The organism is Microbacterium sp. NPDC057944, assembly GCF_042887445.1.
Classification (GTDB): domain Bacteria; phylum Actinomycetota; class Actinomycetes; order Actinomycetales; family Microbacteriaceae; genus Microbacterium; species Microbacterium natoriense.
Genome location: NZ_JBHVPJ010000002.1, coordinates 1,299,532 through 1,320,995, shown reverse-complemented (window position 1 = coordinate 1,320,995; position 21,464 = coordinate 1,299,532). Strand labels below are relative to the sequence as shown.

General features: G+C 71.6%; 18 protein-coding genes. 9 read left to right on the top strand and 9 right to left on the bottom strand.

Going from position 1 to position 21,464, the window contains the following annotated elements; genetic code table 11:
- Positions 1-67 precede the first annotated feature (67 nt).
- The 5 genes from paaI to ACFVRO_RS15700 are packed head-to-tail and all read right to left on the bottom strand — an operon-like array spanning position 68 to position 5,400.
- Positions 68-460: a hydroxyphenylacetyl-CoA thioesterase PaaI gene (paaI, locus tag ACFVRO_RS15720; protein ID WP_105676669.1), complete on the bottom strand. Its 393-nt coding sequence runs from the start codon at positions 458-460 to the stop codon at positions 68-70.
- Positions 457-2,514: a phenylacetic acid degradation bifunctional protein PaaZ gene (gene paaZ / locus ACFVRO_RS15715; protein WP_386953948.1), complete on the bottom strand. Its 2,058-nt coding sequence runs from the start codon at positions 2,512-2,514 to the stop codon at positions 457-459. Before paaZ ends, paaI begins: the two co-directional genes overlap by 4 nt.
- Entirely contained in the window at positions 2,511-3,455 is a 945-nt protein-coding gene (locus ACFVRO_RS15710; protein WP_386953946.1) for a 3-hydroxyacyl-CoA dehydrogenase family protein, read from the bottom strand. The genes paaZ and ACFVRO_RS15710 overlap by 4 nt, the downstream gene beginning before the upstream one ends.
- Positions 3,452-4,216 carry an enoyl-CoA hydratase/isomerase family protein gene (locus tag ACFVRO_RS15705; protein ID WP_386953943.1) on the bottom strand — a complete coding sequence of 255 codons (765 nt, stop codon included), beginning with the start codon at positions 4,214-4,216 and terminating at the stop codon, positions 3,452-3,454. The genes ACFVRO_RS15710 and ACFVRO_RS15705 overlap by 4 nt, the downstream gene beginning before the upstream one ends.
- A complete protein-coding gene (locus ACFVRO_RS15700) occupies positions 4,213-5,400 on the bottom strand; it encodes a thiolase family protein (protein ID WP_386953941.1) in 1,188 nt (395 codons plus the stop codon). The genes ACFVRO_RS15705 and ACFVRO_RS15700 overlap by 4 nt, the downstream gene beginning before the upstream one ends.
- A gap of 109 nt (positions 5,401-5,509) precedes the next feature.
- Between ACFVRO_RS15700 and ACFVRO_RS15695 the strand changes: the two genes are divergently transcribed.
- The 3 genes from ACFVRO_RS15695 (at position 5,510) to ACFVRO_RS15685 (ending at position 9,066) form a co-directional block, all read left to right on the top strand.
- A complete protein-coding gene (locus tag ACFVRO_RS15695) occupies positions 5,510-6,121 on the top strand; it encodes a TetR/AcrR family transcriptional regulator (protein WP_386953938.1) in 612 nt (203 codons plus the stop codon).
- Between the two features lie 79 nt (positions 6,122-6,200).
- A complete protein-coding gene (locus ACFVRO_RS15690; RefSeq protein ID WP_386953936.1) occupies positions 6,201-7,199 on the top strand; it encodes a helix-turn-helix domain-containing protein in 999 nt (332 codons plus the stop codon).
- A gap of 334 nt (positions 7,200-7,533) precedes the next feature.
- Positions 7,534-9,066 carry a GMC family oxidoreductase gene (locus ACFVRO_RS15685; protein ID WP_386953934.1) on the top strand — a complete coding sequence of 511 codons (1,533 nt, stop codon included), beginning with the start codon at positions 7,534-7,536 and terminating at the stop codon, positions 9,064-9,066.
- Positions 9,067-9,224: 158 nt separating this feature from the next.
- Here the strand turns inward: ACFVRO_RS15685 and ACFVRO_RS15680 are convergent, their stop codons facing one another.
- Entirely contained in the window at positions 9,225-9,992 is a 768-nt protein-coding gene (locus ACFVRO_RS15680; RefSeq protein ID WP_386953932.1) for an IclR family transcriptional regulator, read from the bottom strand.
- A 149-nt stretch (positions 9,993-10,141) separates the two neighbouring features.
- Here ACFVRO_RS15680 and dhaK point away from each other — a divergent pair, with 149 nt between their 5' ends.
- The 3 genes from dhaK to ptsP are packed head-to-tail and all read left to right on the top strand — an operon-like array spanning position 10,142 to position 14,222.
- Positions 10,142-11,134: a dihydroxyacetone kinase subunit DhaK gene (dhaK, locus tag ACFVRO_RS15675; RefSeq protein ID WP_386953929.1), complete on the top strand. Its 993-nt coding sequence runs from the start codon at positions 10,142-10,144 to the stop codon at positions 11,132-11,134.
- Positions 11,134-11,775: a dihydroxyacetone kinase subunit DhaL gene (gene dhaL / locus ACFVRO_RS15670; protein WP_105676688.1), complete on the top strand. Its 642-nt coding sequence runs from the start codon at positions 11,134-11,136 to the stop codon at positions 11,773-11,775. The genes dhaK and dhaL overlap by 1 nt, the downstream gene beginning before the upstream one ends.
- Complete coding sequence (gene ptsP, locus ACFVRO_RS15665; protein WP_386953926.1) at positions 11,775-14,222, top strand: phosphoenolpyruvate--protein phosphotransferase; 2,448 nt, start codon at positions 11,775-11,777, stop codon at positions 14,220-14,222. Before dhaL ends, ptsP begins: the two co-directional genes overlap by 1 nt.
- An 11-nt stretch (positions 14,223-14,233) precedes the next feature.
- On the opposite strand, the gene ACFVRO_RS15660 is transcribed toward ptsP, so the two are convergent.
- The 3 genes from ACFVRO_RS15660 to pdhA are packed head-to-tail and all read right to left on the bottom strand — an operon-like array spanning position 14,234 to position 17,813.
- Entirely contained in the window at positions 14,234-15,688 is a 1,455-nt protein-coding gene (locus tag ACFVRO_RS15660; RefSeq protein ID WP_386953923.1) for a dihydrolipoamide acetyltransferase family protein, read from the bottom strand.
- Positions 15,685-16,713: a transketolase C-terminal domain-containing protein gene (locus ACFVRO_RS15655; protein ID WP_341939901.1), complete on the bottom strand. Its 1,029-nt coding sequence runs from the start codon at positions 16,711-16,713 to the stop codon at positions 15,685-15,687. Before ACFVRO_RS15655 ends, ACFVRO_RS15660 begins: the two co-directional genes overlap by 4 nt.
- Positions 16,710-17,813, bottom strand: a complete 1,104-nt coding sequence (gene pdhA, locus ACFVRO_RS15650; RefSeq protein WP_386953921.1) for a pyruvate dehydrogenase (acetyl-transferring) E1 component subunit alpha — start codon at positions 17,811-17,813, stop codon at positions 16,710-16,712. Before pdhA ends, ACFVRO_RS15655 begins: the two co-directional genes overlap by 4 nt.
- A gap of 151 nt (positions 17,814-17,964) precedes the next feature.
- Here pdhA and ACFVRO_RS15645 point away from each other — a divergent pair, with 151 nt between their 5' ends.
- From ACFVRO_RS15645 to ACFVRO_RS15635, 3 genes are all read left to right on the top strand, one after another.
- Positions 17,965-18,402 carry an Lrp/AsnC family transcriptional regulator gene (locus ACFVRO_RS15645; RefSeq protein WP_105676682.1) on the top strand — a complete coding sequence of 146 codons (438 nt, stop codon included), beginning with the start codon at positions 17,965-17,967 and terminating at the stop codon, positions 18,400-18,402.
- Positions 18,403-18,552: 150 nt separating this feature from the next.
- Positions 18,553-19,992 carry an aldehyde dehydrogenase family protein gene (locus tag ACFVRO_RS15640; protein ID WP_386953918.1) on the top strand — a complete coding sequence of 480 codons (1,440 nt, stop codon included), beginning with the start codon at positions 18,553-18,555 and terminating at the stop codon, positions 19,990-19,992.
- Positions 19,993-19,995: 3 nt separating this feature from the next.
- Positions 19,996-21,459 carry a GMC family oxidoreductase gene (locus ACFVRO_RS15635; protein ID WP_386953915.1) on the top strand — a complete coding sequence of 488 codons (1,464 nt, stop codon included), beginning with the start codon at positions 19,996-19,998 and terminating at the stop codon, positions 21,457-21,459.
- The last annotated feature ends 5 nt before the right edge of the window (positions 21,460-21,464 follow it).

Below are 21,464 nucleotides of genomic sequence, written 5' to 3'. Positions count from 1 at the left end.
GTGACGACCCCGGCCCTTCTCTGCGTCAGAGGCGCGCATGGCGGCGGCATCCGTGACGGCCCGCGCCTCAGCGCGATGCCGGCCGGTTCGTGGTGATCGAGCGTCCGCGGAACTCGGCGACGGCGTCGCCGATCTCGTCGGTGACCGTGACGTCGTACAGCCCGGTGCGGCCGCTGACCACGCGTCGCACGGCGGTCGCCGTGAGGGTCTGCCCCGCCCGCGTCGACTTCAGGAAGGTGATGTCGGCTCCTGCGGCCACGGTCACCCGCTCGTCCTCGTTGCACGCGATCGCGAACGCCGTGTCCGCCAGGGCGAACACGAGTCCTCCGTGGGTGATCGCGAAGCCGTTCAGCATGTCCTCCCGCACGGGCATCGACACGATCGCGTGCCCCGGCTCGTCGAGTTCGACGACCATCCCGAGCATCGCCGAGGCGCTGTCACGCTGCATCATCGGCCTCATGACTTGCTCACCAGCGTCAGCACGTCGTAGGTGGCGACGGTCTCGTCCTCCTGATTGCGGATGACGGCATCCCACCGCACCTCGCCGTACTCGTCGGTCTCGCGCGGCGTGATCTGCTTGGCGGTGAGCTCGACGCGGATCTCGTCTCCGGGCGAGACCGGAGTGAGGAAGCGCAGGTTCTCGAGTCCGTAGTTCGCGAGCACCGGTCCGGGCTCCGGGTCGACGAACAGCCCGGCCGCCCACGAGACCAGCAGGTAGCCGTGCGCAACGCGCCCGGGGAAGAACGGGTTGGCCGCGGCGGCCTCCTCGTCCATGTGCGCGTAGAACGTGTCCCCGGTGAAGTGCGCGAAGGTCTCGATGTCGTCGAGGGTCACCTCGCGCGAGGCGGACACGATCTGGTCGCCGATCCGCAGCTCCGCCAGCGACTTGCGGAACGGATGCCGCCCGCCGCTGTGCGCCGCGGCCCCCGCGTGCCACACGCCGGTCAGCGCCGTCAGCATCTCGGGGGAGCCCTGCACGGCCGTGCGCTGCATGTGGTGCAGCACCGCGCGGATGCCGCCGAGCTCCTCGCCACCGCCGGCCCGGCCGGGACCGCCGTGCACGAGGTTCGGCAGCGGGGAGCCGTGGCCGGTGGAGGACCGGGCGTCGTCGCGGTCGAGCAGCAGCATGCGTCCGTTGAAGGGCGCGATGCGCGTGGCGAGCTCGACGGCCTGTGCGGGGTCGTGCGTCGCGATGCTGGTGACGAGCGAGCCGCCGCCGCGGGCGACGAGCGCCGCGGCCTCGGCGGTGGTGTCGTACGTGAGCAGCGAGGAGACGGGGCCGAACGCCTCGACGGAGTGCACGGCATCCGACTGCGCGTCGTCGAACCGGAGAAGAACGGGGGAGACGAAGGCGCCGTCGGACGCGGGGCCGGTCGTGCCGTCGGCGAGGCGCACCTCGGGGGCGTCGGTGGATCCGACGACGAGCCGGCCGCCGGCGTCCTGAAGAACCTTCACCTGGCGCCGCACCTCGTCGCGCTGAGCTGTCGAGGCGAGCGGACCCATGGTCACGCCCTCCGCGCGGGGGTCACCCAGCACGGTCTTCTCGGTGATGCGCGCCTGCACGGCGGCGATCACGGCGTCCGCGGATGCGGCGGGCACGATCGCCCTGCGGATCGCGGTGCACTTCTGTCCGGCCTTGGTCGTCATCTCCGTCACGAGCTGGCGGACGTAGGCGTCGAACTCGGGGGTGCCCTCCACCGCGTCGGTGCCGAGCACGGAGGCGTTGATCGAGTCGGTCTCGGCGGTGAACCGCACGCCGCCCGTCTGCACGGCCGGGTGCGCCTTCAGGCTCTCCGCGGTGGAGGCGCTGCCGGTGAAGCCGACGAGGTCGCCGAGCCGCAGGTTCTCGAACAGCTCGGGCACGCTGCCGCTCACCAGTTGCAGCGATCCCTCGGGCAGCAGCCCCGACTCGACGAGGATCCGCACCATCGCCTCGGCCAGGTAGCCGGTCGGCGTCGCGGGCTTGACGAGCGTCGGCATGCCCGCGAGGAACGCGGGGGCGAACTTCTCCAGAGAACCCCACACCGGGAAGTTGAAGGCGTTGATCTGCACCGCCACACCGGGGAGGGTCGTGTAGACGTGGCGGCCGAGGAAGGATCCGTCCTTGGAGAGCGGCTCCACGGGCCCGTCGACGTGCACGGTGCCGTTCGGCAGCTCGCGCCGGCCCTTGCCCGAGTAGGAGAAGAGCACGCCGATCCCGCCGTCGATGTCCACCCAGGAGTCGACCTTCGTGGCGCCCGTGCGCGAGGACAGCGCGTACAGCTCGTCCTTGCGCGCGGTGAGGGCGAGCGCGAACTGCTTGAGCAGCACCGCCCGCTGGTGGAAGGTGAGCGCGGCGAGGCTCCGCTGCCCGGTCGTCCGGGCGAACTCGAGGGCGGCGGCCAGGTCGAGGCCCTCGGTCGACACCCGGGTGATCAGCTCGCCGGTGGAGGCGTCGCGGACGTCCGTCGCCCGGTCGGGGGAGGAGGGCGTCCACCACTCGCCGTTGACGTAGCTCGACAGGTACTCGGTCATCTCTCCTCGTTCCATTCGTAGAATCCGTGGCCGGTCTTGCGGCCCAACCGCCCCTCGGCGACCATGCGCCGCAGCAGCTCCGGCGGGGCGAAGCGCTCGCCGAAGGCGCGCTCCAGCTCCTCCGCGATCCCGAGGCGGACATCGAGGCCCACGATGTCCGTGGTGCGCAGCGGGCCGGTGGGATGCCGATACCCGAGGGTCATCGCGGCGTCGATGTCGGCGGCCGATGCGACGCCCTCCTCCAGCATCCGGATGGCCTCCAGGCCGAGCATCACGCCCAGGCGGGAGGAGGCGAAGCCGGGGGAGTCGCGCACGACGATCGGCGTCTTGCCGAGGGCTGCGACCCAGTCGCGGGCGCTCTCGGTGACATCGGGCGCGGTCGCCGTGCCGTGCACGATCTCGACCAGCGCCGAGGCGGGGACGGGATTGAAGAAGTGCAGGCCCAGGAAGCGCTCCGGGCGCAGCCGCGTGGCGGCGAGGTCGTCGATCGAGATGGACGACGTGTTGCTCGCCAGCGTCGCGTGCGTGGGCATGGCTGCCTCCGCGCGGGCGAGCGACTGCTCCTTGAGGTCGCGGTCTTCCGGCACCGCCTCGATCACGAGGTCGCATTCGCCGAAGGCCGAGATGTCCGAGCCGGTCGTGAGGTGCGAGCGCAGCGCGGTCCCGTCGAGGGAGGCATCGCGTTCGGCCGAGCGGCGGATGCTGTCGTCGATGCGGTCGGCCGCGGCATCCGCGCTGGCGTCGTCGCGCTCGACCACGGTCACGCGCGACCCCGCCAGCAGGAACGCGTGCGCGATGCCGGCGCCCATGCGTCCGCCGCCCAGGACGCCGACGCGTGCCGGCGGGCGTGTCGTCTCTGCGTTTCGACTCGCCTGCGGCTCGCTCAACGACCGGGGGGCGTGCGCGGGAGCGGGCTCGCTCGACGGCCGGGGGTCGCTCATCGCTTCTTCCTCGCTTCGTCTCGCTGCGCTCGCTCAGTGCGGCGCTCCAGGAACGCGGTCATCCTGCGATGCTTCTCGGGGGACTCGAAGAGCTCGGCCTGCAGCTCGAGCTCGATGGCCGGATGCTGGGCCCTCGGCGTGCGTAGGGCGCGCTTGGTGTGCCGCGTCGCGAGGGGGTCGTTCGCGGCGATCCGGTCTGCGATCGCGTGGGCGGCGGGCAGGAGGTCGTCCGCGGCGTGCACAGCGGAGATCAGCCCCCAGGCCAGCGCCTCCTCGGCATCCAGCGCCCGACCGGTGAGGAGGAGGTCGCTCGCTCTCGCCTCCCCGACGATCTCGGGCAGCCGCCAGGTGGCGCCCGCCGCGGCGATGATGCCGAGCCCGGTCTCGGGGTTGCCGATCTTCAGGGCAGGGGTGGCGATGCGGATGTCCGCCGCGTAGGCGAGCTCGGCGCCACCGCCGAGCGCATAGCCGTCGATCGCCGCGATCACGGGCATCGGGAGTTCGCGGATGCGGATGAACGCGGTCGCGTTGATGCCCTTCCGCGCGTCCTCGGCCGTGCGCTCCCGCAGCTGGGCGATGTCGGCCCCCGCCGCGAAGGTTCCTCCGGAGCCGGTGAGGATCAGCGTGCGCGGCGCGGCTTCGAGCCCTGCGCACAGCTCGTGCAGGGCATCGATCGTCTCCTGATCGATCGCGTTCCGCTTCTCCGGACGGTCCAGGGTCGCGATCACGCGGTCGGCGCGCTCCTCGATGCGCAGCGTCATGACACGAGCTCCACGATCATCGCCGTGCCCTGGCCGACACCGACGCACATCGTGGCGAGGCCGTATCGTGCGCCCTCGCGCTCCATGCGTCCGAGCAGCGTGACGATCAGTCGCGATCCGCTGGAGCCGAGCGGGTGGCCGAGGGCGATCGCACCGCCATCGGCGTTCACGATCGCGGGGTCGAGTCCGAGGCGGCGGATACAGGCCAGCGACTGCGAGGCGAACGCCTCGTTAAGCTCGACTGCGCCGATGTCCGCGATGCTCAGCCCGGCCTTGCGCAGCGCCTTCTCGGTCGCCGGTACCGGGCCGAGGCCCATGATCTCGGGTGCGAGGGCAGCCGTGGCCGAGGCGACGATGCGCGCGCGGGGGCGCAGCCCGTGCGCGGCGACGGCCTGCGCACTCGCGACGAGGATCGCCGAGGCCCCGTCGTTGAGGGAGCTAGAGTTGCCGGCCGTGACGACCGCGCCGCCGGCGACGACGGGACGGAGCCCCGCGAGGACGTCGAGCGAGGTGTCGCGGCGGGGACCCTCGTCGGCGTCGACGAGTCCGCGGGCCGTCTCGACCCCCACGATCTCGGGGACGAAGCGCCCCGCGTCGATCGCGGCGAGAGCGCGCTGATGGCTCAGGAGCGCGAACGCGTCGGCATCCGCCCTCGAGATCCCGTCGACGCGCGCCACCTCCTCTGCGGTCTCCGGCATCGAGAAGGTCGCCTTGTCGCGTGCGCTCAGCCGCGGGTTCGCGAATCGCCAGCCGATCGACGTGTCGAAGGCGGCGCCCGGCTTGCCCCATGCCCGCTCCGGCTTCGCCTGCACCCAGGGCGCCCGGGTCATGGATTCGACGCCGCCGGCGACGATGAGGTCGGCGTCGTCCGCGCGCACGGCGTTCGCCGCGAGGGCGATGGCCGACATCCCCGACGCGCACAGCCGGTTCACGGTCAGCCCGGGGACCGAATCGGGAAGGCCGGCGAGCAGCACGGCCATGCGGGCCACGTTGCGGTTGTCCTCGCCCGCCTGGTTCGCCGCGCCCAGGATCACCTCGTCGATCGCGTCGACCGGCGCCGTCGACCTGCTCACCGCTTCGCCGACGACGAGGGCGGCGAGGTCGTCCGGGCGGACGCTGGAGAGCGCGCCGCCGTAGCGGCCGACCGGGGTGCGCGCACCGCCGACGAGGTAGGCCTCGGACATCGTCATCCTCCTGTCTGCCGCCACTGGCAGATAATTTCAGACCGATCGGTCAGGAATACATTCTCAGATGAACCGGCGGTTGGCAACTCCGAGATGACAGACTGGTCGCATGCCCCGCACCGATCCCGCAGATCCGACGCCGAAGCGGGGCAGGCCGGGCTACGACCGCGAGCAGGTGCTCGCCGTCGCGGTGAAGGTGTTCAACGACCACGGCTACGACGCGACCAGCGTCGCCGACCTCACCGCCGCGCTCGGGCTGACGAAGTCGGCGCTCTACCACCACTTCGACTCCAAGTCCGCGATCCTCGAGCTCGCGCTGAACGACGCGCTCGACGGACTGGAGCAGGTCGTGGACGACGCCGTGGCGCAGCATCCGCTCGCCGCCGACCGTCTGCGCTCGATCGTCCGAGGAGCCGTTCGCGTGCTCACCGAGAAGCTCCCCTCCGTGACCCTGCTGCTGCGGGTGCGGGGCAACAGCGAGGTCGAGACGACGGCGCTGCGGCGTCGGCGCGACTTCGACCAGCGGGTCACGGCGATCGTCGCCGAGGCGCAGCGCGAGGGGCTGATCCGCGATGACGTCGATGCGGCGGTCGCGACCAGGCTCATCTTCGGCATGATCAACTCGGTCGTCGAGTGGTACCGGCCCGGGGGGCCTGTCGACCCCGACGAGCTCGGCGAGGACATCCTGCGCGTGAGTCTGGACGGGCTCCAGTCGCGCTGACCTCGGGTCGACCTCGCGCGGCGCGCGCCGACGAACTGCGCGTATGCTGTCCGTCACGCGACGAGGCGAGGAGTGACGGATGGGCGATCGCGAACGCGAGGAGAACCCGGGCAGGGTCGTGCTCGACTGCGGCGACGTAGCCTCCGCCGAGCGCTTCGACATGTGGACGGATGCCGTGAATCGCAGTTTCGTGCCCCTCCGGGCCTGGTCTGCGGATCCCGCGACCAGGGCGGGCTTCGCGGGCAAGCTCGTGGCGCAGGAGCTCGGGCCGTTGTCGGTGAGCAGCGTGTCAGGATCGCCCGTTCGCGTGAGCCGCACCAGGAGCGAGATCGCCCGTGACGACCCCGGCCACATCAAGCTCGGCGTGCAGCTGCAGGGCCGGAGCGTGATCAGCCAGGACGGGCGCGATGCCATCCTGCTGCCGGGGGACTTCGCCGTCTACGACACGACGCGCCCCTACTCCGTCGACTTCGACGACTCGTTCCGCATGCTGGTCGTGATGTTCCCGCTCGAGACTCTTCGCATCGATCGGGCGCGCCTGAGAGCGCTGACGGCCTCGCGGTTCTCCGGCCACGAGGGCGTGAGCGCGATCGCCTCCTCGCTGCTGCGCGCGTTCGACAGCGCCCTCGAAGACGGCACGCTCCGCAACCGGATGCCGCTGTCCGACGCCGTGCTCGACATGCTGACCGCTGCCCTCGGGGAACGACTGGAGCTCGTGCTGGACAGCGGAGGGGATGCCGACCGGAGGGCGCTCCTGACCAGGATCGAGATGTACATCGCCGCGCATCTCGGTGATGCCGAGTTGACGGTCGCCCAGATCGCCGCCGCCCACCACGTCTCGGTGCGGTATCTGCAGAAGCTGTTCGAGGGCAGGAACGACACCGTGAGCTCGTGGATCCGGCATCGCCGCCTCGACGCCACCCGCAGAGACCTGAGCAATCCGAGCCAGGTCGGGCAGCAGATCGCGTCGATCGGCGCGCGATGGGGCTTCACCGACGCCACGGCCTTCTCCCGGGCGTTCCGCACGCGGTTCGGCGTCACGCCGAGCGAGTACCGCGCCGAGGCCCTGCAGCACTGACTCCGGCGATCGTGCGCGTCCGGCCAGGCGTGCCGCGGGCACAGCTTCGGATCGGAGGCCTGGACGCGCCGACGGTGCGGCCGAACCAGCGGCGTGTCGCGTACGGCATCCGAAGCTGTGCCCGGCCGGGGACCGAGGCTGTGCTCGGGTCAGGATCCGAAGCTGTGCCCGGCCTGGCGACGAGTACCGCGCCGAGGCGCTGCAGCACTGACTCCGGCGATCGTGCGCGTCCGGCACATCGGTGTTCGTCGGTGGCCGGTCGTATCCGCCGCATCCGGGCGATTCTGATCTGACAGCGGGCGAAGACCGCCCGGCGTTCAGAGAGGAACGAGCGATGACCGAGCTCACAGAAGTCGCCGACTACATCGTGGTCGGAGCGGGATCGGCGGGCAGCGCCATCGCGCGCCGCCTGGTCGACGCGGGGCGCACCGTCCACGTGCTGGAGGCGGGGCCGGTGGACAGCGACCCGAACATCCACTCGCCGCAGGGCTGGCCGGGCCTGCTGATGTCGCCCAGCGACTGGGCGGTCATGACCACTCCGCAGGAGCATCTGGGCGGGCGGGTCCTCTACTGGCCGCGCGGCAGGACGCTCGGCGGCTCCAGCTCGCTGAACGGCATGATCTACATGCGCGGCGACCGCAGCGACTACGACGGCTGGGCTGCGCAGGGCGCGACCGGCTGGTCGTGGGACGAGGTCTTCCCCTTCTTCACCGCGTCCGAGGATCACGCCGACGGCGCCGACGAGTTCCACGGCGCAGGCGGACCGCTGCACGTCGAACGGGTACCCGTGGACAAGCGGCACCCCCTGGCATCGGCGTTCGTGGATGCGGCGGTGGCCGAAGGCATCCCTGCGACCGACGACTTCAACCGCGAGACGCTCGACGGCGCGGGCTTCAACCACACGACGACGAAGGACGGCAGACGCGCGTCGGCCTGGCAGTCGTTCGTCGCCCCCATCCTCGGCGACGCACGGCTCGCCGTGACCACGGATGCGCTCGTCGACCGGGTCGTGATCGAAGACGGCAGGGCCGTCGGCGTCGAGTACTCGGTCGACGGCGTGACGCGAGTGGCGCGCGCGACCCGCGAGGTCGTGCTGTCCGGCGGGGCGATCGGCTCACCCGCGGTGCTGCTGCGCTCGGGCGTGGGCCCGAAGGATGACCTCGGCGCCTTCGGCATCGATGTCGTGGCCGATCTGCCCGGTGTCGGCGAGAACCTGCATGACCACCTTCTGGTGAGCGTGCTGTACGAGGCGAAGGACCCGGTCGCCCCGCCGCAGTGGAACATCCTGGAGAGCCAGTTCTACGCCCGTTCCTCCGTCGCGGCCGACGATGCGGCCCCCGATCTGCAGCCGCTGTTCATCCACGTGCCGTATCCGACCGACGGCGGAGCCGTGCCGGAGCAGGGGTACACGATCGTCGCGGGCATCGTGCGCCCGTACTCGCGCGGCACGCTGCGCCTGGCATCTGTGGCGGCATCCGATGCTCCCCTCGTCGACCCGAACGTCTTCGCCGACGACCGTGATCTGGAGGCGATGGTGGACGCGATCGAGCTCGTGCGCCGGGTCGGCGCCCAGGACGCGTTCGCACCGTTCCGCGCAGCGGAGTTCGCCCCCGGCGACGACGTGACCACCCGTGATCAGCTGCGCGACTTCGCCCGCCGCACGGTCGGCACCTATCACCACCAGGCAGGCACCTGCCGGATGGGGAGCGACGAGCTCGCTGTCGTCGACCCGCAGCTGCGGGTTCGCGGAGTGGCGGGACTCCGCGTGGCCGATGCCTCGGTCATGCCCTTCGTGCCGAGCGCCAACACCAACGCGCCCTCGATCATGATCGGTGAGCGGGCGGCGGGCTTCCTGCTCGCGGAGTAGTCACGCGAGAACCCGAGCCCGCGGGACACGTCGAGTGCCCGGGTGGATGCGCCGCGCGCGTCCACCCGGGCATGGCGTGTGGGCGGCCATCTCGACGCCTCGTGCGGGGTGGTGGGCGATCGCCTCCTCGGAGGAGTGCGCGTCGAGGCCCGGACTGTTCAGTCCTCGGCCGGCGCGACTCGCGGGGGCCACGTGGTCGAGCCGAGTTCGCGGGAGATGTTGCGGGCCGTCTCCCGCAGGGCCGCGAGCACCGCGTCGGATGCCGGGGCCTGCGCGGTCGGCATCACGACCGCGAGCGCCGCGACGATGTCGCCCCGCGCATCGGCCACGGGCGCTGCGATCGACGTCTCGCCGAGCACGGCCTCGTCGGTCTCCGAGGCGCTTCCCCGTTCGACGATCGCCGGCAGCTCGAGCGTGAGCCTCGCGACGTCGGTCACCGTGTCGCCGGTCAGACTGCGCAGCGGCTGCGCGAACACGTCGCGCTGGAACCCCTGATCGTAGGCGAGCAGCACCTTGCCCATCGCGGACGCATGCGCCGGGATCGCCACCCCGGTCTCGAGCATCTGCTGGCTGTCGTCCGGGCGCAGGTTGTGGTGGATCACCAGCACGTCGGTGAAGTGCGGAGCGCCGAGCCGCACGGACAGGCTGGTGCGGCGGGCGAGATCCTGCGTCCAGCGCATCGCGCGGGCACGGACGTCGAGGGTGTCGAGGTAGACGTTGCTCAGCCGCAGCAGCGTGGGGCCGAGCATGTAGCGCTGCCCGCCGCGCTCCTTGGCGACGAGGCCGTGCTCCCTGAGCGACTTGACGATGCCGTGCACGGTCGACGGGGGGAGGTCCAGCGCGAGGGCGAGGTCGGTGATGCCCAGATGCCGGGCGCCCTGCAGCAGCTCAAGCACCTTCGCGGCGCGGTCGATGGCCTGGATCATGCGGCCCTCCCTCTCAGACGATTCTTCCTCGAATCGGCGACTCGACGGGGTCTTGACATCCCGTCCGACTCCGAGCATATTCGACATTAACGAATTCCTTTCGGATTTCGACGACTTTCAGCCAGGCAGTGATCAAGGGAGATCGGACGATGAAGAAGCTCATCAACAACCCTGCGGACGTGCTCATCGAGTCGCTCAGGGGAGTCGCCGCGGCGCACCCCGAGCTGTCGGTGGACCTCGACACCAGCGTCATCACGCGCGCGACGCCCAAGGCGCAGGGCAAGGTCGCCGTGGTGTCCGGTGGAGGCTCAGGACACGAGCCGCTGCACGGCGGATTCGTCGGCATCGGGATGCTCGACGCCGCCGTGGCCGGTGAGGTCTTCACCTCGCCGACCCCCGACCGGGTGCAGGCCGCGACGAAGGCCGTCGACCGCGGCGCCGGGGTGCTGCACATCGTCAAGAACTACACCGGAGACGTGCTGAACTTCGAGATGGCCGCCGAGCTCGCCGAGATGGAGGGCATCGAGGTCGGCACGGTCGTCGTCGACGACGACGTCGCCGTGCAGGACTCGCTGTACACCGCCGGTCGACGCGGTGTCGGACTCACCGTGCTGCTCGAGAAGATCGTCGGCGCCGCCGCGGAGGAGGGGCAGGACCTCGCCTCCGTCGTCGCACTCGCCCAGCGCGTCAACGCCCAGGGCCGGTCGATGGGCATGGCGCTCACCAGCTGCACGGTGCCGGCCGCCGGCAAGCCGACCTTCGACCTCCCCGAGGACCAGATGGAGATCGGCATCGGCATCCACGGCGAGCCCGGTCGCCACCGCGAGCCCCTCGCCCCGGCATCCGACATCGCCCGGCAGCTGGTGGAGCCGATCCTCGCCGACCTCGATTTCACTGGACCCGTGATCGTGATGCTCAACGGCATGGGCGCCACCCCGCAGATCGAGCTGTACCTGATGTACGCCGAGGTGGCTGCGCTGCTGGAGAAGGCCGGCGTGCAGATCGTGCGCAACCTCGTCGGCAACTACATCACCTCGCTCGACATGGCCGGATGCTCGGTCACCGTGCTCACGGCCGACGACGAGATCTTGCGGCTGTGGGATGCGCCGGTCGTCACCCCCGGTCTGCGGTGGGGCGCCTGATGGGGAACGTGGGAGTCGCGGCGCTGCAGGACTGGATCGCGCGGTTCAGCGCGGCCGTCGCCGAGAAGAAGGACTGGCTCACCGAGCTCGACTCGGCCATCGGCGACGCCGACCACGGCGCGAACATGTCGCGGGGCATGGGCGCCGTCGTCGAGAAGCTCAGCGGAGGCGCGCCGGCCACGGCGGATGAGCTGCTCAAGACGGTGGGGATGACCCTGGTCAGCTCGGTGGGCGGCGCCAGCGGACCCCTCTACGGCACGTTCTTCCTGCGCATGGGGATGAGCGCGGGGGCGGTCGACTCCCTCGACGGCGCGTCGCTCGCCGGCGCTCTGCGCGCAGGTCTCGACGGCATCGTCGCCCGGGGCAAGCCCGAAGCGGGGGACAAGACCATGTTCGACGCGATGTCTCCGGCCGTCGACGCGTTCGACGGGGCCCTCGCGGGCGGCGCCTCCGTGAGCGAGGCGGCCCACGCGGCCGCGGTCGCGGCGGCGACGGGTCGGGACGCGACGCTCCCGCTCGTGGCGCGCAAGGGTCGCGCCAGCTACCTCGGGGAGCGCAGCGCCGGTCACCTCGACCCCGGCGCCGCGTCCACCGCTCTGCTGTTCGAGACGCTGGACGCCGCGATCGCGGCCGCCTCCTGATGATCGGCATCGTCGCCGTCTCCCACAGCGCTCGGCTCGGGGAGGCGGCACTCGAGCTCGCCCTCCAGATGGTGCAGGGCGGCGGCGTGCAGGTGCGCGTCGCGGCAGGGGCGGGGACGGATGCCGAGGGCACACCGATCCTCGGAACAGACGCGACCGCGGTGGCCGCGGCCATCGACGAGCTCGCATCCGACTGCGACGGCGTGCTCGTGCTGATGGATCTGGGGTCTGCGGTGATGAGCGCCGAGCTCGCCCTGGAGTTCCGGACCAGCGAGGTTCCCGTGCGGCTCGTTCCCGCGCCGTTCGTCGAGGGGCTCCTCGCCGCCGTCGTGTCGGCGGCGGCCGGGGCGTCGCTGGACGTCGTCGCCGACGAGGCCTCCGCTGCTCTGGGGGCGAAGACCGGGCAGCTGGGGGAGCACGCGGCCGAGCCCGAGCGGGAACCCGCGGACGAGCGCGGAGAGGCGCAGGGGGAGCGGATCACTCGCACCGTGCGGGTGCGCAATCCGCTCGGCATCCACGCACGCCCCGCCGCGCTCATCGCCAAAGCCTCGACGGGAGCCGAGGTGCGGCTGCGCCTCCTGCCCGATGGGCCGGAGGCGGCAGCGGCCAGCCTGTCGCGCCTGCTGATCCTCGGCGCACGTCAGGGCGATGAGATCGAGCTGTCGGCCTCCGGAGACGCCGCCGAGGAGGCGCTCACGCGTCTCGCCGCCCTCTTCCACGACGGTTTCGGCGAGGGCGTCGAGGCGGCGGCGCCGGCTTCCGCTCCCGTCGAGGCGCCCCCCGCGCCCGTCGCGGCCGGCGCGGTGCTGCGGGGCCGTGGCGTGAGCGCGGGGGCCGCCGCTGCGGTCGTCGTGCGTCTCGCGCCGCCGCTGCCGGAACCCGCGAGCGACATCGTGATCGACGAGGCAGACCGCGATGCGGAGGTCTCGTCGATCGAGTGGGCAGCGGTCGCGGTCGCCGACGAACTGCGCGGCCGCACGGCGGAGGCGTCGGGCGAGGCTCGCGACATCCTCGACGCCTCTCGGCTTCTGGCCTCCGATCCCGAGCTCGTCTCCGAGGCGTCCGCGCTCGTGCGGACGAAGGGACGCACCGCCGCGCGCGCGGTCTGGGAGACCGCATCCGCGCACGAGAAGGGGCTGGCCGCTCTCGGCGGTCGGATGGCCGAGCGGGCCGCCGACATCCGCGACGTCCGCGACCGGATCATCGCCGAGATCCTCGAGGTGGAGATGCCGGGGGTGCCCCAGCGGGACGAGCCGTTCGTGCTCGTGGCGACCGATCTCGCCCCCGCAGACACCGCAGCACTGGACGGAGGGCGCTGCGTCGCCCTCGTCACGGAGCAGGGCGGACCGACCTCGCACACGGCGATCATCGCGCGTTCCCTCGGACTGCCGGCCGTCGTGGGCGTCGCGGGGGCGAAGGGGATCGCCTCGGGAGCGACCGTCCTCGTCGACGGGGACCGAGGCACGGTCGAGGTGGAGCCGTCACGCGCCAGCATCGACGCGGCGATCGCCGCCGCCGTCATCGTGCCGTTCGACGGCGTCGGCAGGCTGGCGGACGGCCACGAGGTGGCGCTGCTCGCCAACGTCGGCGGAGCGGCGGATGCCGTGGCAGCCGCAGCGGCTGGCGCGGAGGGCATCGGTCTCTTCCGCACCGAGTTCTGCTTCCTGGACCGCACGGAGGCTCCGTCGATCGAGGAGCAGATCGAGGCCTATCGGGGCGTCCTCGCGGCGTTCCCCGGGCGCAAGGTCGTGGTGCGCACGCTCGACGCGGGCAGCGACAAGCCGCTGCCGTTCGCGAACGCCGACGACGAGGAGAACCCCGCGCTCGGTGTGCGCGGGCTCCGCATCGCCCGCCGTTCGCCGGCTCTGCTCGACGATCAGCTGCGCGCCCTCGCCGCCGCGGCCGCCTCGGAGGACGCGCTGGTCGAGGTCATGGCGCCCATGGTGGCCACGGTCGATGAGGCGCGGGAGTTCGCCGAGCGGGCGCGTGCAGCGGGGCTCACGCGCGTCGGCATCATGATCGAGACGCCGTCGGCCGCGCTGCTGGCCGCGGAGATGCTGGAGGTCGTCGACTTCGTCAGCATCGGCACGAACGACCTCGCCCAGTACACGCTCGCCGCCGACCGCCTCCTCAGCGATCTCGGCGACCTCAACGACCCGTGGCAGCCCGCGGTGCTCCGCCTGATCGGCGCCGTCGGCGCCGCGGGGCGGGCGGCTGGCAAGCCTGTCGGCGTCTGCGGAGAGGCGGGGGGAGACCCTGCGCTCGCGCCGGTGCTCGTCGGACTCGGAGCGACGAGCCTGTCGATGACGCCTCGCGCCCTCGGACGGGTCGGGGCGTCCCTCGCCGGTGTCACGGATGAGGAATGCCGCGCCGCTGCCGAGGCCGTGCTCGCGGCGCGGACGGCGGAGGAGGCCAGAGCCGCGGCATCCGAGGCGCTCGGGTCCTGACGTCCTGCCGGTCACACCCTCCCGAAGGCGCGGAGGGGATGCTCGATGAGCTCGACCACGCGTCGCAGGAACGAGGCGGCGTACCCGCCGTCGCAGACGCGGTGGTCGAAGACGAGCGACAGCTGGGCGATGCGTCGGACGACGATCTCGCCCTCCACCACCCACGGGCGCTCCAGGATGCGACCGAGGCCGAGGATCGCCACGTCGGGGTGGTTGATGATCGCGGCGGACCCGTCGACGCCGAAGCCGCCGTAGTTGTTCAGGGTGAAGGTCGAGCCCCGCAGGCGCTCCGGCGGCATCGTTCCGCCGCGGGCGCTGCCGGCGAGCTCGCGGAGAGCGGCGTCGAGGTCGGCGGCGCTGAGGGCGTCGGCGCGCGGGATGACGGGGACCATGAGGCCACGGGGGGTGTCGGCGGCGATGCCGAGGTTCACTCCCTCGAACTCGATGACCTCCGACGCGTCGGGGGAGAGACGCGAGGCGAGCAGCGGATGGTCCTCCAGCGCGATCAGCACGAAGCGGGCGATCAGCGCGGTGATCGAGGGCGCGCGTCCGCCCTCTGGCGCCATCTCGGCGCGGGCGTTCCAGAGCGCGCTGGCGTCGACGTCGACCCACACGGTCGCCTCGGGGATCTCGGCCCTGCTGCGGCTCAGCGTCGCATTCGCGGCCTTGCGCAGGGGTGACATGCGGGTGCGGGAGCGCACGGCCAGGCCGTCGATCCGTGCGTCGCTCTCGAGAGCGGACTCCGCCCGAGCGCCCTCCACGGGAGCGGATGCCGCAGCCGTCACGCCGTCCACGGCGTGATCGACGGCGGCGCGGAGCACGTCGGCCCTGGTGATCGCTCCGTCCGCCCCGGTCGGCGCGATGAGGCGCACGTCGAGGCCGAGGTCTCGCGCGAGTCGGCGGACGAGGGGCGAGCGCACGGCGACCGGTCGCCGGGCGGCCGCCTCTGCATCCGAATTTCGGATGATCGTCTGATTCTCGGATGCCGTCGGCGGAATCGTCCGAGAAATGCGCGGGTCTCCGATTTCAGGAGTCGTGACCGGGGTGTCCGGAGCGGCAGACGAGAGATCCGGAGTCACGGTCGGAGCATCCGGGCGCGCGGCGGGGCGCCGGCGCCGCCCCGTGGCACCGCGCTCCGAGGTGCCGTAGCCGATGAGGACGTTGCCGGAACCCGCGCGCTCCTCGGTGCGGTAGGCCTCGTGGTCATCGGATGCCGCGGCATCCGCGACCTCGAGCACGGGTGCTCCGACATCGATCGTGTCGCCGGGGGAGCCGTGCAGCGCGATGACCACGCCGGCGAACGGGGACGGCAGCTCGACGACGCTCTTCGCCGTCTCGACCTCCGCGATGGGCTGATCCGTCGTGATCGTGTCGCCCACGGCCACGAGCCACTGCACGAGACCGGCCTCGGTGAGTCCCTCGCCGAGATCGGGGAGGCGGAAGACGCGCGCGGTGAGGGCGCTCACTTCTCGTCCTCCCAGTGCAGCGAGTCGATCGCGTCGAGAACGCGGTCGACGTCGGGCAGGTACCAGTGCTCCAGCTTGGGCGGCGCGTACGGGGTGTCGAAACCGGTGACCCTGCGCACGGGGGCCTCCAGGTACTCGAAGCAGCGCTCGAACACCCGCGCCTGGATCTCCGACGCGACGCTCACGTAGCCCGGAGCCTCGGCGATCACGACCGCGCGGCCCGTCGAGCGCACGGCGGCGGTGACCGTCTCGTCGTCGAAGGGCGACAGCGAGCGCACGTCGACGACCTGCACGCTGCGCCCCTCGGCGGCGGCGACCTCGGCGACCTCCAGCGCCAGCGGCACCGAGGACCCGTAGGCGAGCAGGGTCACATCCGTGCCGTCGCGGGCGACGCGTGCGGTGCCGATCTCGGCGGTGACCGAGGTGTCGACCTCGCCCTTGGCCCAGTAGAGCTTCTTCGGCTCGAGGAAGATCACGGGATCGGGGGAGGCGATCGCGGCGCGCAGCAGCGAGTACGCGTCCTGCGGAGTCGACGGGCTGACGACCGTGAGGCCGGGGGTGTGCGCGTAGTACGCCTCCGACGAGTCGCAGTGGTGCTCGACCCCGCCGATGCCGCCGCCGAACGGGATGCGGATGACCAGCGGCATCCGCACCCCGCCCCGCGTGCGGTTGCCGAGCTTGGCGACGTGGCTGACGACCTGCTCGAACGCAGGAAGCGCGAAGGCGTCGAACTGCAGCTCGACCACGGGGCGCATGCCGTTCATCGCCATGCCGACCGCCGTGCCGACGATGCCCGACTCCGCGAGCGGTGTGTCGAAGCATCGGTCCTCGCCGAACCGGGCCGTGAGGCCGTCGGTGATGCGGAACACGCCTCCGAGGGCGCCGACGTCCTCCCCGAAGACGACGACCTCCGGATCCGCCTGGATCGCATCGGCGAGGGCGAGGTTGAGTGCGGCCGCCATGCTCATCGTGGCCACGGCGGGTGTCGACGCCTCTGTCCGGACGTCGTGCTCGGCGATGGTCATCGTGCGCCTCCTGAGGTCTCGGCGGGGGTCCGATCGATCTCTCCGCGGAGCAGCTGCCACTGCTCCTCGAGCTGCGGTGAGCGGGTCGCGGTCACGAAGCGGAAGAGGTCTTCGGGGTCGAGCTCGGCATCCGTGTTCAGCGCGTCGCGCATGGCCTGGGCGATCGTCTCGGCCCCGGCCGCGTACTCGGCGTCGAGCGCCTCGTCGAGAACGCCCGAGGCCGTCAGGTGCGCGCGGAGGCGCGTGAGCGGATCCCTGGCTACCCAGGCCTGCACCTCTGCGCGCTCGCGGTAGCGGGTGTCGTCGTCGGCGTTGGTGTGCGCCTGCATCCGATACGTGTGGGCCTCGACGAGAGTCGGTCCTCCGCCGGTGCGCGCCCGGTCCGCTGCATCTCCGAGCACCGCGAGGACCGCGGCGACGTCGTTGCCGTCGACGCGCTGCCCCGGCATGCCGTAGCCGATGGCCTTGTGCGCGAGGGAGGGGGCGGCGGTCTGGCGCGAGAGCGGCACCGAGATCGCGAACCCGTTGTTCTGGACGAAGAACACGACGGGCACATGGAAGACCGCGGCGAAGTTCATGGCCTCGTGGAAGTCGCCCTCGCTCGTGGCGCCGTCGCCGCATAGGGCGACGACGACGGTGTCCTCGCCCCGCTGCTTCGCCGCATAGGCGAAGCCGACGGCGTGCAGGAGCTGCGTGGCGAGCGGGGTCGCCTGCGGGGCGACCCGATGGGTCTTCACGTCATAGCCGGAGTGCCAGTCGCCCTTGAGCAGCACCAGGGCGTCGGCGGCGCTGACACCGCGCGCGATCACGGCGACGGAGTCGCGGTAGGTCGGGAACAGCCAGTCCGTCTCGGCGAGGGCGAGCGCGACCCCGATCTGGCAGGCCTCCTGCCCGTGCGACGACGGGTACACCGCGAGTCGCCCCTGCCGGACGAGCGCGCTGGCCTGGTCGTTGATCCGGCGGCCCTCGACGAGACCGCGGTACGCGCGCAGCAGGCTGGCGGCGTCCGGCAGCGCATAGTGGTCGTCGGCGACGACAGCGCCGTCCTGGTCGATCAGCTGCACCGCTTCTTCACGCGGGAGCATGTCCGTGTCGTGCATCCGTCCGCCCTCCTTGCCGAACTCGATGGGTCCAGCATGCGTTGCTCCGCGCACTCGTCCAAGATCTATCCGCGAATCCTGGACGAATGGATGAGGATTGTTGATTCAGGCATCGAAGTGTCAGAATTCATCGACAGAACGAAGGGGTGCCATGATCACGCTCGACGACACCGATCACGCGATCCTCCGGGAGCTGCGTCAGGACGCCCGCGCCTCGATGACGGCGATCGCGGATGCCGTGCACATCTCCCGCGCCGGCGCTCACGCCCGCATCAAGAGGCTCACCGAGGCCGGCGTCATCACGGGGTACGCCGTGCGGACCGACCCCGTGCTGCTCGGTCACCACGCCAGCGCGTACGTCATGCTCGCGATCGAGCAGGCCACCTGGCAGGACGTGAGCGCTCGGCTGCGCGCGATCCCCGAGATCGAGCACATGGCGCTGGTCGGCGGGGACTTCGACGTGATCCTTCTGGTGCGCGCGAGTGATGCGCGAGACCTCCGCCGCATCGTGCTGGAGGACATCCAGGCGATCCCGTCGATCCGCTCGACGCGGACCACGCTGATCTTCGAGGACTTCACCAGGGCCTGAGAGTCATGGGAGGGTGTCCGCCTTCGCGATCCCTTCGCACTCGGACATCACCGGCGCGCTCCGCGACAAGTCCGGCGGGCCGCGGCATCCGACAATGAAGGGGACCGGGGCTGTCCACCGGTCGAAGCCCCCGCTCGAAGGAGAGTCCTGATGTCCGAATCCGCCGCATCCGCAGCCGCCGCGCTGCTCGACCGCATCCAGGCGCCGGAGGGCGCAGGCCGAGAGATCCCGGACGCCGCGACGCGCGAGATCATCGGACGGGCTCCCGTCGACTCGGTCGTCGTCCTCGACGACGCGATCGCACGTGCCAGGGCGGCACAGCCCGCCTGGGAGGCGCTCGGCCACGAGAAGCGGATCGAGCTGCTGCTCGCCGCGGCCGATGCGATCGACGCGAACGCGGAGGCTCTCGCCTACATCCTCTCGCGCGAGCAGGGCAAGCCGCTGAACGGTCCGAACGCCCGGTTCGAGCTCGGAGCGTGCTCGGCGTGGCTGCGCACGAACGCCGCCACGGTGCTGGAGTCGCAGGTTCTCGTCGACGACGAGAACCTGCACGCGGAGCTCGTGTACAAGGCGGCCGGGGTGGTCGGGGCGATCGGCCCATGGAACTGGCCGCTCATGATCACCATCTGGCAGATCGGGCCGTCGCTGCGCATGGGCAACACGGTCGTCGCGAAGCCCAGCGAGTACACTACGCTGAGCGTGCTCGCGATGCTCTCGGTCATGAACGAGGTCCTTCCGGCCGACGTCCTCATCGGCGTCTCCGGCGACCGCGAGGTCGGCTCGCGTCTCGCCTCGCATCCCGACGTCGCCAAGATCATGTTCACGGGCTCGACGGCCACGGGGCGCCGCATCATCGAGAGCTCGGCCGGCAACCTCGCCCGCCTCACGCTGGAGCTGGGCGGCAACGACGCCGGCATCGTGCTGCCGGGGACGGATGCCGCGGCCATCGCGCAGGACCTCTTCTGGGGAGCATTCATCAACACCGGCCAGACCTGTGCGGCGATGAAGCGCCTGTACGTGCACGACTCGGTGTACGACGACGTCGTGAACGCGCTCGGCGAGATCGCGGCGTCGGTCCCGATGGGCAACGGCCTCGACGAGGACAACGTCCTCGGGCCGTTGCAGAACAGGGCGCAGTTCGACATCGTCTCGCGGCTCGTCGACGACGCGAAGGCGTCGGGGGCGCGGGTCGTCACGGGCGGCGAGGCCGCCCCCGAGCTGGGCGAGCTGTTCTACCGGCCGACCATCATCGCCGACATCTCGAACGACGCCGCTCTCGTGCAGGAGGAGCAGTTCGGACCGGCCCTGCCGATCATCCGCTACTCCGACGTCGACGAGGCGTTCGCCTGGGCGAACGCGGTCGACGTGGGCCTCGGCGCGTCCGTGTGGTCGAGCGACCCTGATGCCGCCCGCGAGGCGGCGACGCGCATGCAGTCCGGCACGGTGTGGATCAACTCGCACGGCGGGCTGCACCCGATGGTGCCGTTCGGCGGGGTGAAGAGCTCGGGCTACGGCCTCGAGTTCGGCGTCGAGGGTCTCAAGTCGGTCGCGGTGACGCAGGTCGTCTCCGGCCCCGGACGGAAGGGCTGAGGCGTGCGGACCGCGATCGTCGTCGGCGCCGGCACATCGGGCGCCATCATCGCCCGACGGCTGGCCGATGCGGGCGTCGCCGTGACCCTGATCGAGGCGGGCGGCTACGACACCAACCCGGCGATCCACGACCCGTCCCGTGCGGGCGAGCTGTGGCACTCCGCCGAGGACTGGGACTTCTTCACGGTTCCGCAGGAGCACGCGGCCGGGCGCCGCCTGCATCTACCTCGGGGCAAGGTCACGGGCGGATCGCACGCGCTGAACGCCATGATCTGGGTGCGAGGCGCGGCATCCGACTACGACGGATGGGAGCGCGACGGGGCGACCGGCTGGGGCTGGTCCGACGTGGAGCCGGTCTACGAGGCCATCGAGAACGACCTGCTCCCCGTGACCGACGACTACCCGCTGTCGCCGATCCAGGCGTCGATCATCGAGGCCGCCGTGCAGGAGGGCCTGCCGCACAACCCGGACTACAACGCCGGCACCCTCGACGGCGTCTCGCAGGAGCAGGTCACGATGCGTGACGGGCGCCGCGTGAACACGTGGATGGCCTATGCGCAGCCGATCGCCGACCGCCTCACGGTCATCACCGGCCGTGAGGTGCACTCGGTCATCGTCGAAGACGGTCGGGCGCTGGGGGTCCGGCTCGGGGAGGGGGCGGATGCCGAGGAGCTGCGGGCCGACGAGGTCATCCTCTCGGCGGGCGCCCTCGGGTCTCCGGTGATCCTGCTGAGGTCCGGTATCGGGCCGGCGGAGGAGCTGGCCGCATTCGGCATCCCGGTCGTGCAGGACTCGCCCGAGGTCGGGAAGAACCTGCACGACCACCTCCTGTCTCCGGTGATCTTCACCACGTCGCGACGCATCGGACCGCCGCAGCCCGGCGTCTCGGTGACGCAGACCCACCTGTTCTGGCGCAGCCGGCCCGACCTCGCCGAGCCCGACACTCAGCCGATCCACTTCTCGGTGCCGATGTGGGGCGACCTCGAGCCGCGGGGCGACGACGGCTTCACGCTCATGGCCGGTCTCGTCACCCCGCACAGCCGCGGTGCGATCACGCTCTCGGGCCCCGGCCTCTCGGACGAGCCGCTGATCGATCTGGCGGCCCTCGCCGACGAGCGCGATGTGGCCTCTCTCGCGGCGTCCGTGCGCCAGGGACGCCGCATCGGCGCGCAGCCCGCCCTCGCGGGGGAGTGGGGAGCGACCGAGGTCTACCCCGGACCCGAGGTGGCCGATGCCGACGTCGAGGACTGGGTGCGCCGCACCGCCATCACCTACCACCACCAGGTCGGCACCTGCCGCATGGGCAGCGATGCGGGCGCCGTGGTCGACCCGCAGCTGCGGGTCAGGGGGATCGCGGGGCTGAGTGTGATCGACGCCTCGGTCATGCCCACGGTGCCGACGGGCAACACGAACGCGCCTGCGGCGATGATCGCGGAGCGCGGAGCGCGGTTCCTGCTCGGGGCGTGAGCGCC

What these genes read in the sequence shown, in the direction of transcription:
- dhaL (WP_105676688.1), top strand. Translation starts at nt 11,134, where the DNA reads ATGGGGAACGTGGGAGTCGCGGCGCTGCAGGACTGGATCGCGCGGTTC.
- ACFVRO_RS15700 (WP_386953941.1), bottom strand. Translation starts at nt 5,400, where the DNA reads ATGTCCGAGGCCTACCTCGTCGGCGGTGCGCGCACCCCGGTCGGCCGC.
- ACFVRO_RS15710 (WP_386953946.1), bottom strand. Translation starts at nt 3,455, where the DNA reads ATGAGCGACCCCCGGCCGTCGAGCGAGCCCGCTCCCGCGCACGCCCCC.
- pdhA (WP_386953921.1), bottom strand. Translation starts at nt 17,813, where the DNA reads ATGCACGACACGGACATGCTCCCGCGTGAAGAAGCGGTGCAGCTGATC.
- paaZ (WP_386953948.1), bottom strand. Translation starts at nt 2,514, where the DNA reads ATGACCGAGTACCTGTCGAGCTACGTCAACGGCGAGTGGTGGACGCCC.
- ACFVRO_RS15695 (WP_386953938.1), top strand. Translation starts at nt 5,510, where the DNA reads ATGCCCCGCACCGATCCCGCAGATCCGACGCCGAAGCGGGGCAGGCCG.
- paaI (WP_105676669.1), bottom strand. Translation starts at nt 460, where the DNA reads ATGAGGCCGATGATGCAGCGTGACAGCGCCTCGGCGATGCTCGGGATG.
- ACFVRO_RS15685 (WP_386953934.1), top strand. Translation starts at nt 7,534, where the DNA reads ATGACCGAGCTCACAGAAGTCGCCGACTACATCGTGGTCGGAGCGGGA.
- ACFVRO_RS15645 (WP_105676682.1), top strand. Translation starts at nt 17,965, where the DNA reads ATGATCACGCTCGACGACACCGATCACGCGATCCTCCGGGAGCTGCGT.
- ptsP (WP_386953926.1), top strand. Translation starts at nt 11,775, where the DNA reads ATGATCGGCATCGTCGCCGTCTCCCACAGCGCTCGGCTCGGGGAGGCG.
- ACFVRO_RS15655 (WP_341939901.1), bottom strand. Translation starts at nt 16,713, where the DNA reads ATGACCATCGCCGAGCACGACGTCCGGACAGAGGCGTCGACACCCGCC.
- ACFVRO_RS15640 (WP_386953918.1), top strand. Translation starts at nt 18,553, where the DNA reads ATGTCCGAATCCGCCGCATCCGCAGCCGCCGCGCTGCTCGACCGCATC.
- ACFVRO_RS15680 (WP_386953932.1), bottom strand. Translation starts at nt 9,992, where the DNA reads ATGATCCAGGCCATCGACCGCGCCGCGAAGGTGCTTGAGCTGCTGCAG.
- dhaK (WP_386953929.1), top strand. Translation starts at nt 10,142, where the DNA reads ATGAAGAAGCTCATCAACAACCCTGCGGACGTGCTCATCGAGTCGCTC.
- ACFVRO_RS15690 (WP_386953936.1), top strand. Translation starts at nt 6,201, where the DNA reads ATGGGCGATCGCGAACGCGAGGAGAACCCGGGCAGGGTCGTGCTCGAC.
- ACFVRO_RS15705 (WP_386953943.1), bottom strand. Translation starts at nt 4,216, where the DNA reads ATGACGCTGCGCATCGAGGAGCGCGCCGACCGCGTGATCGCGACCCTG.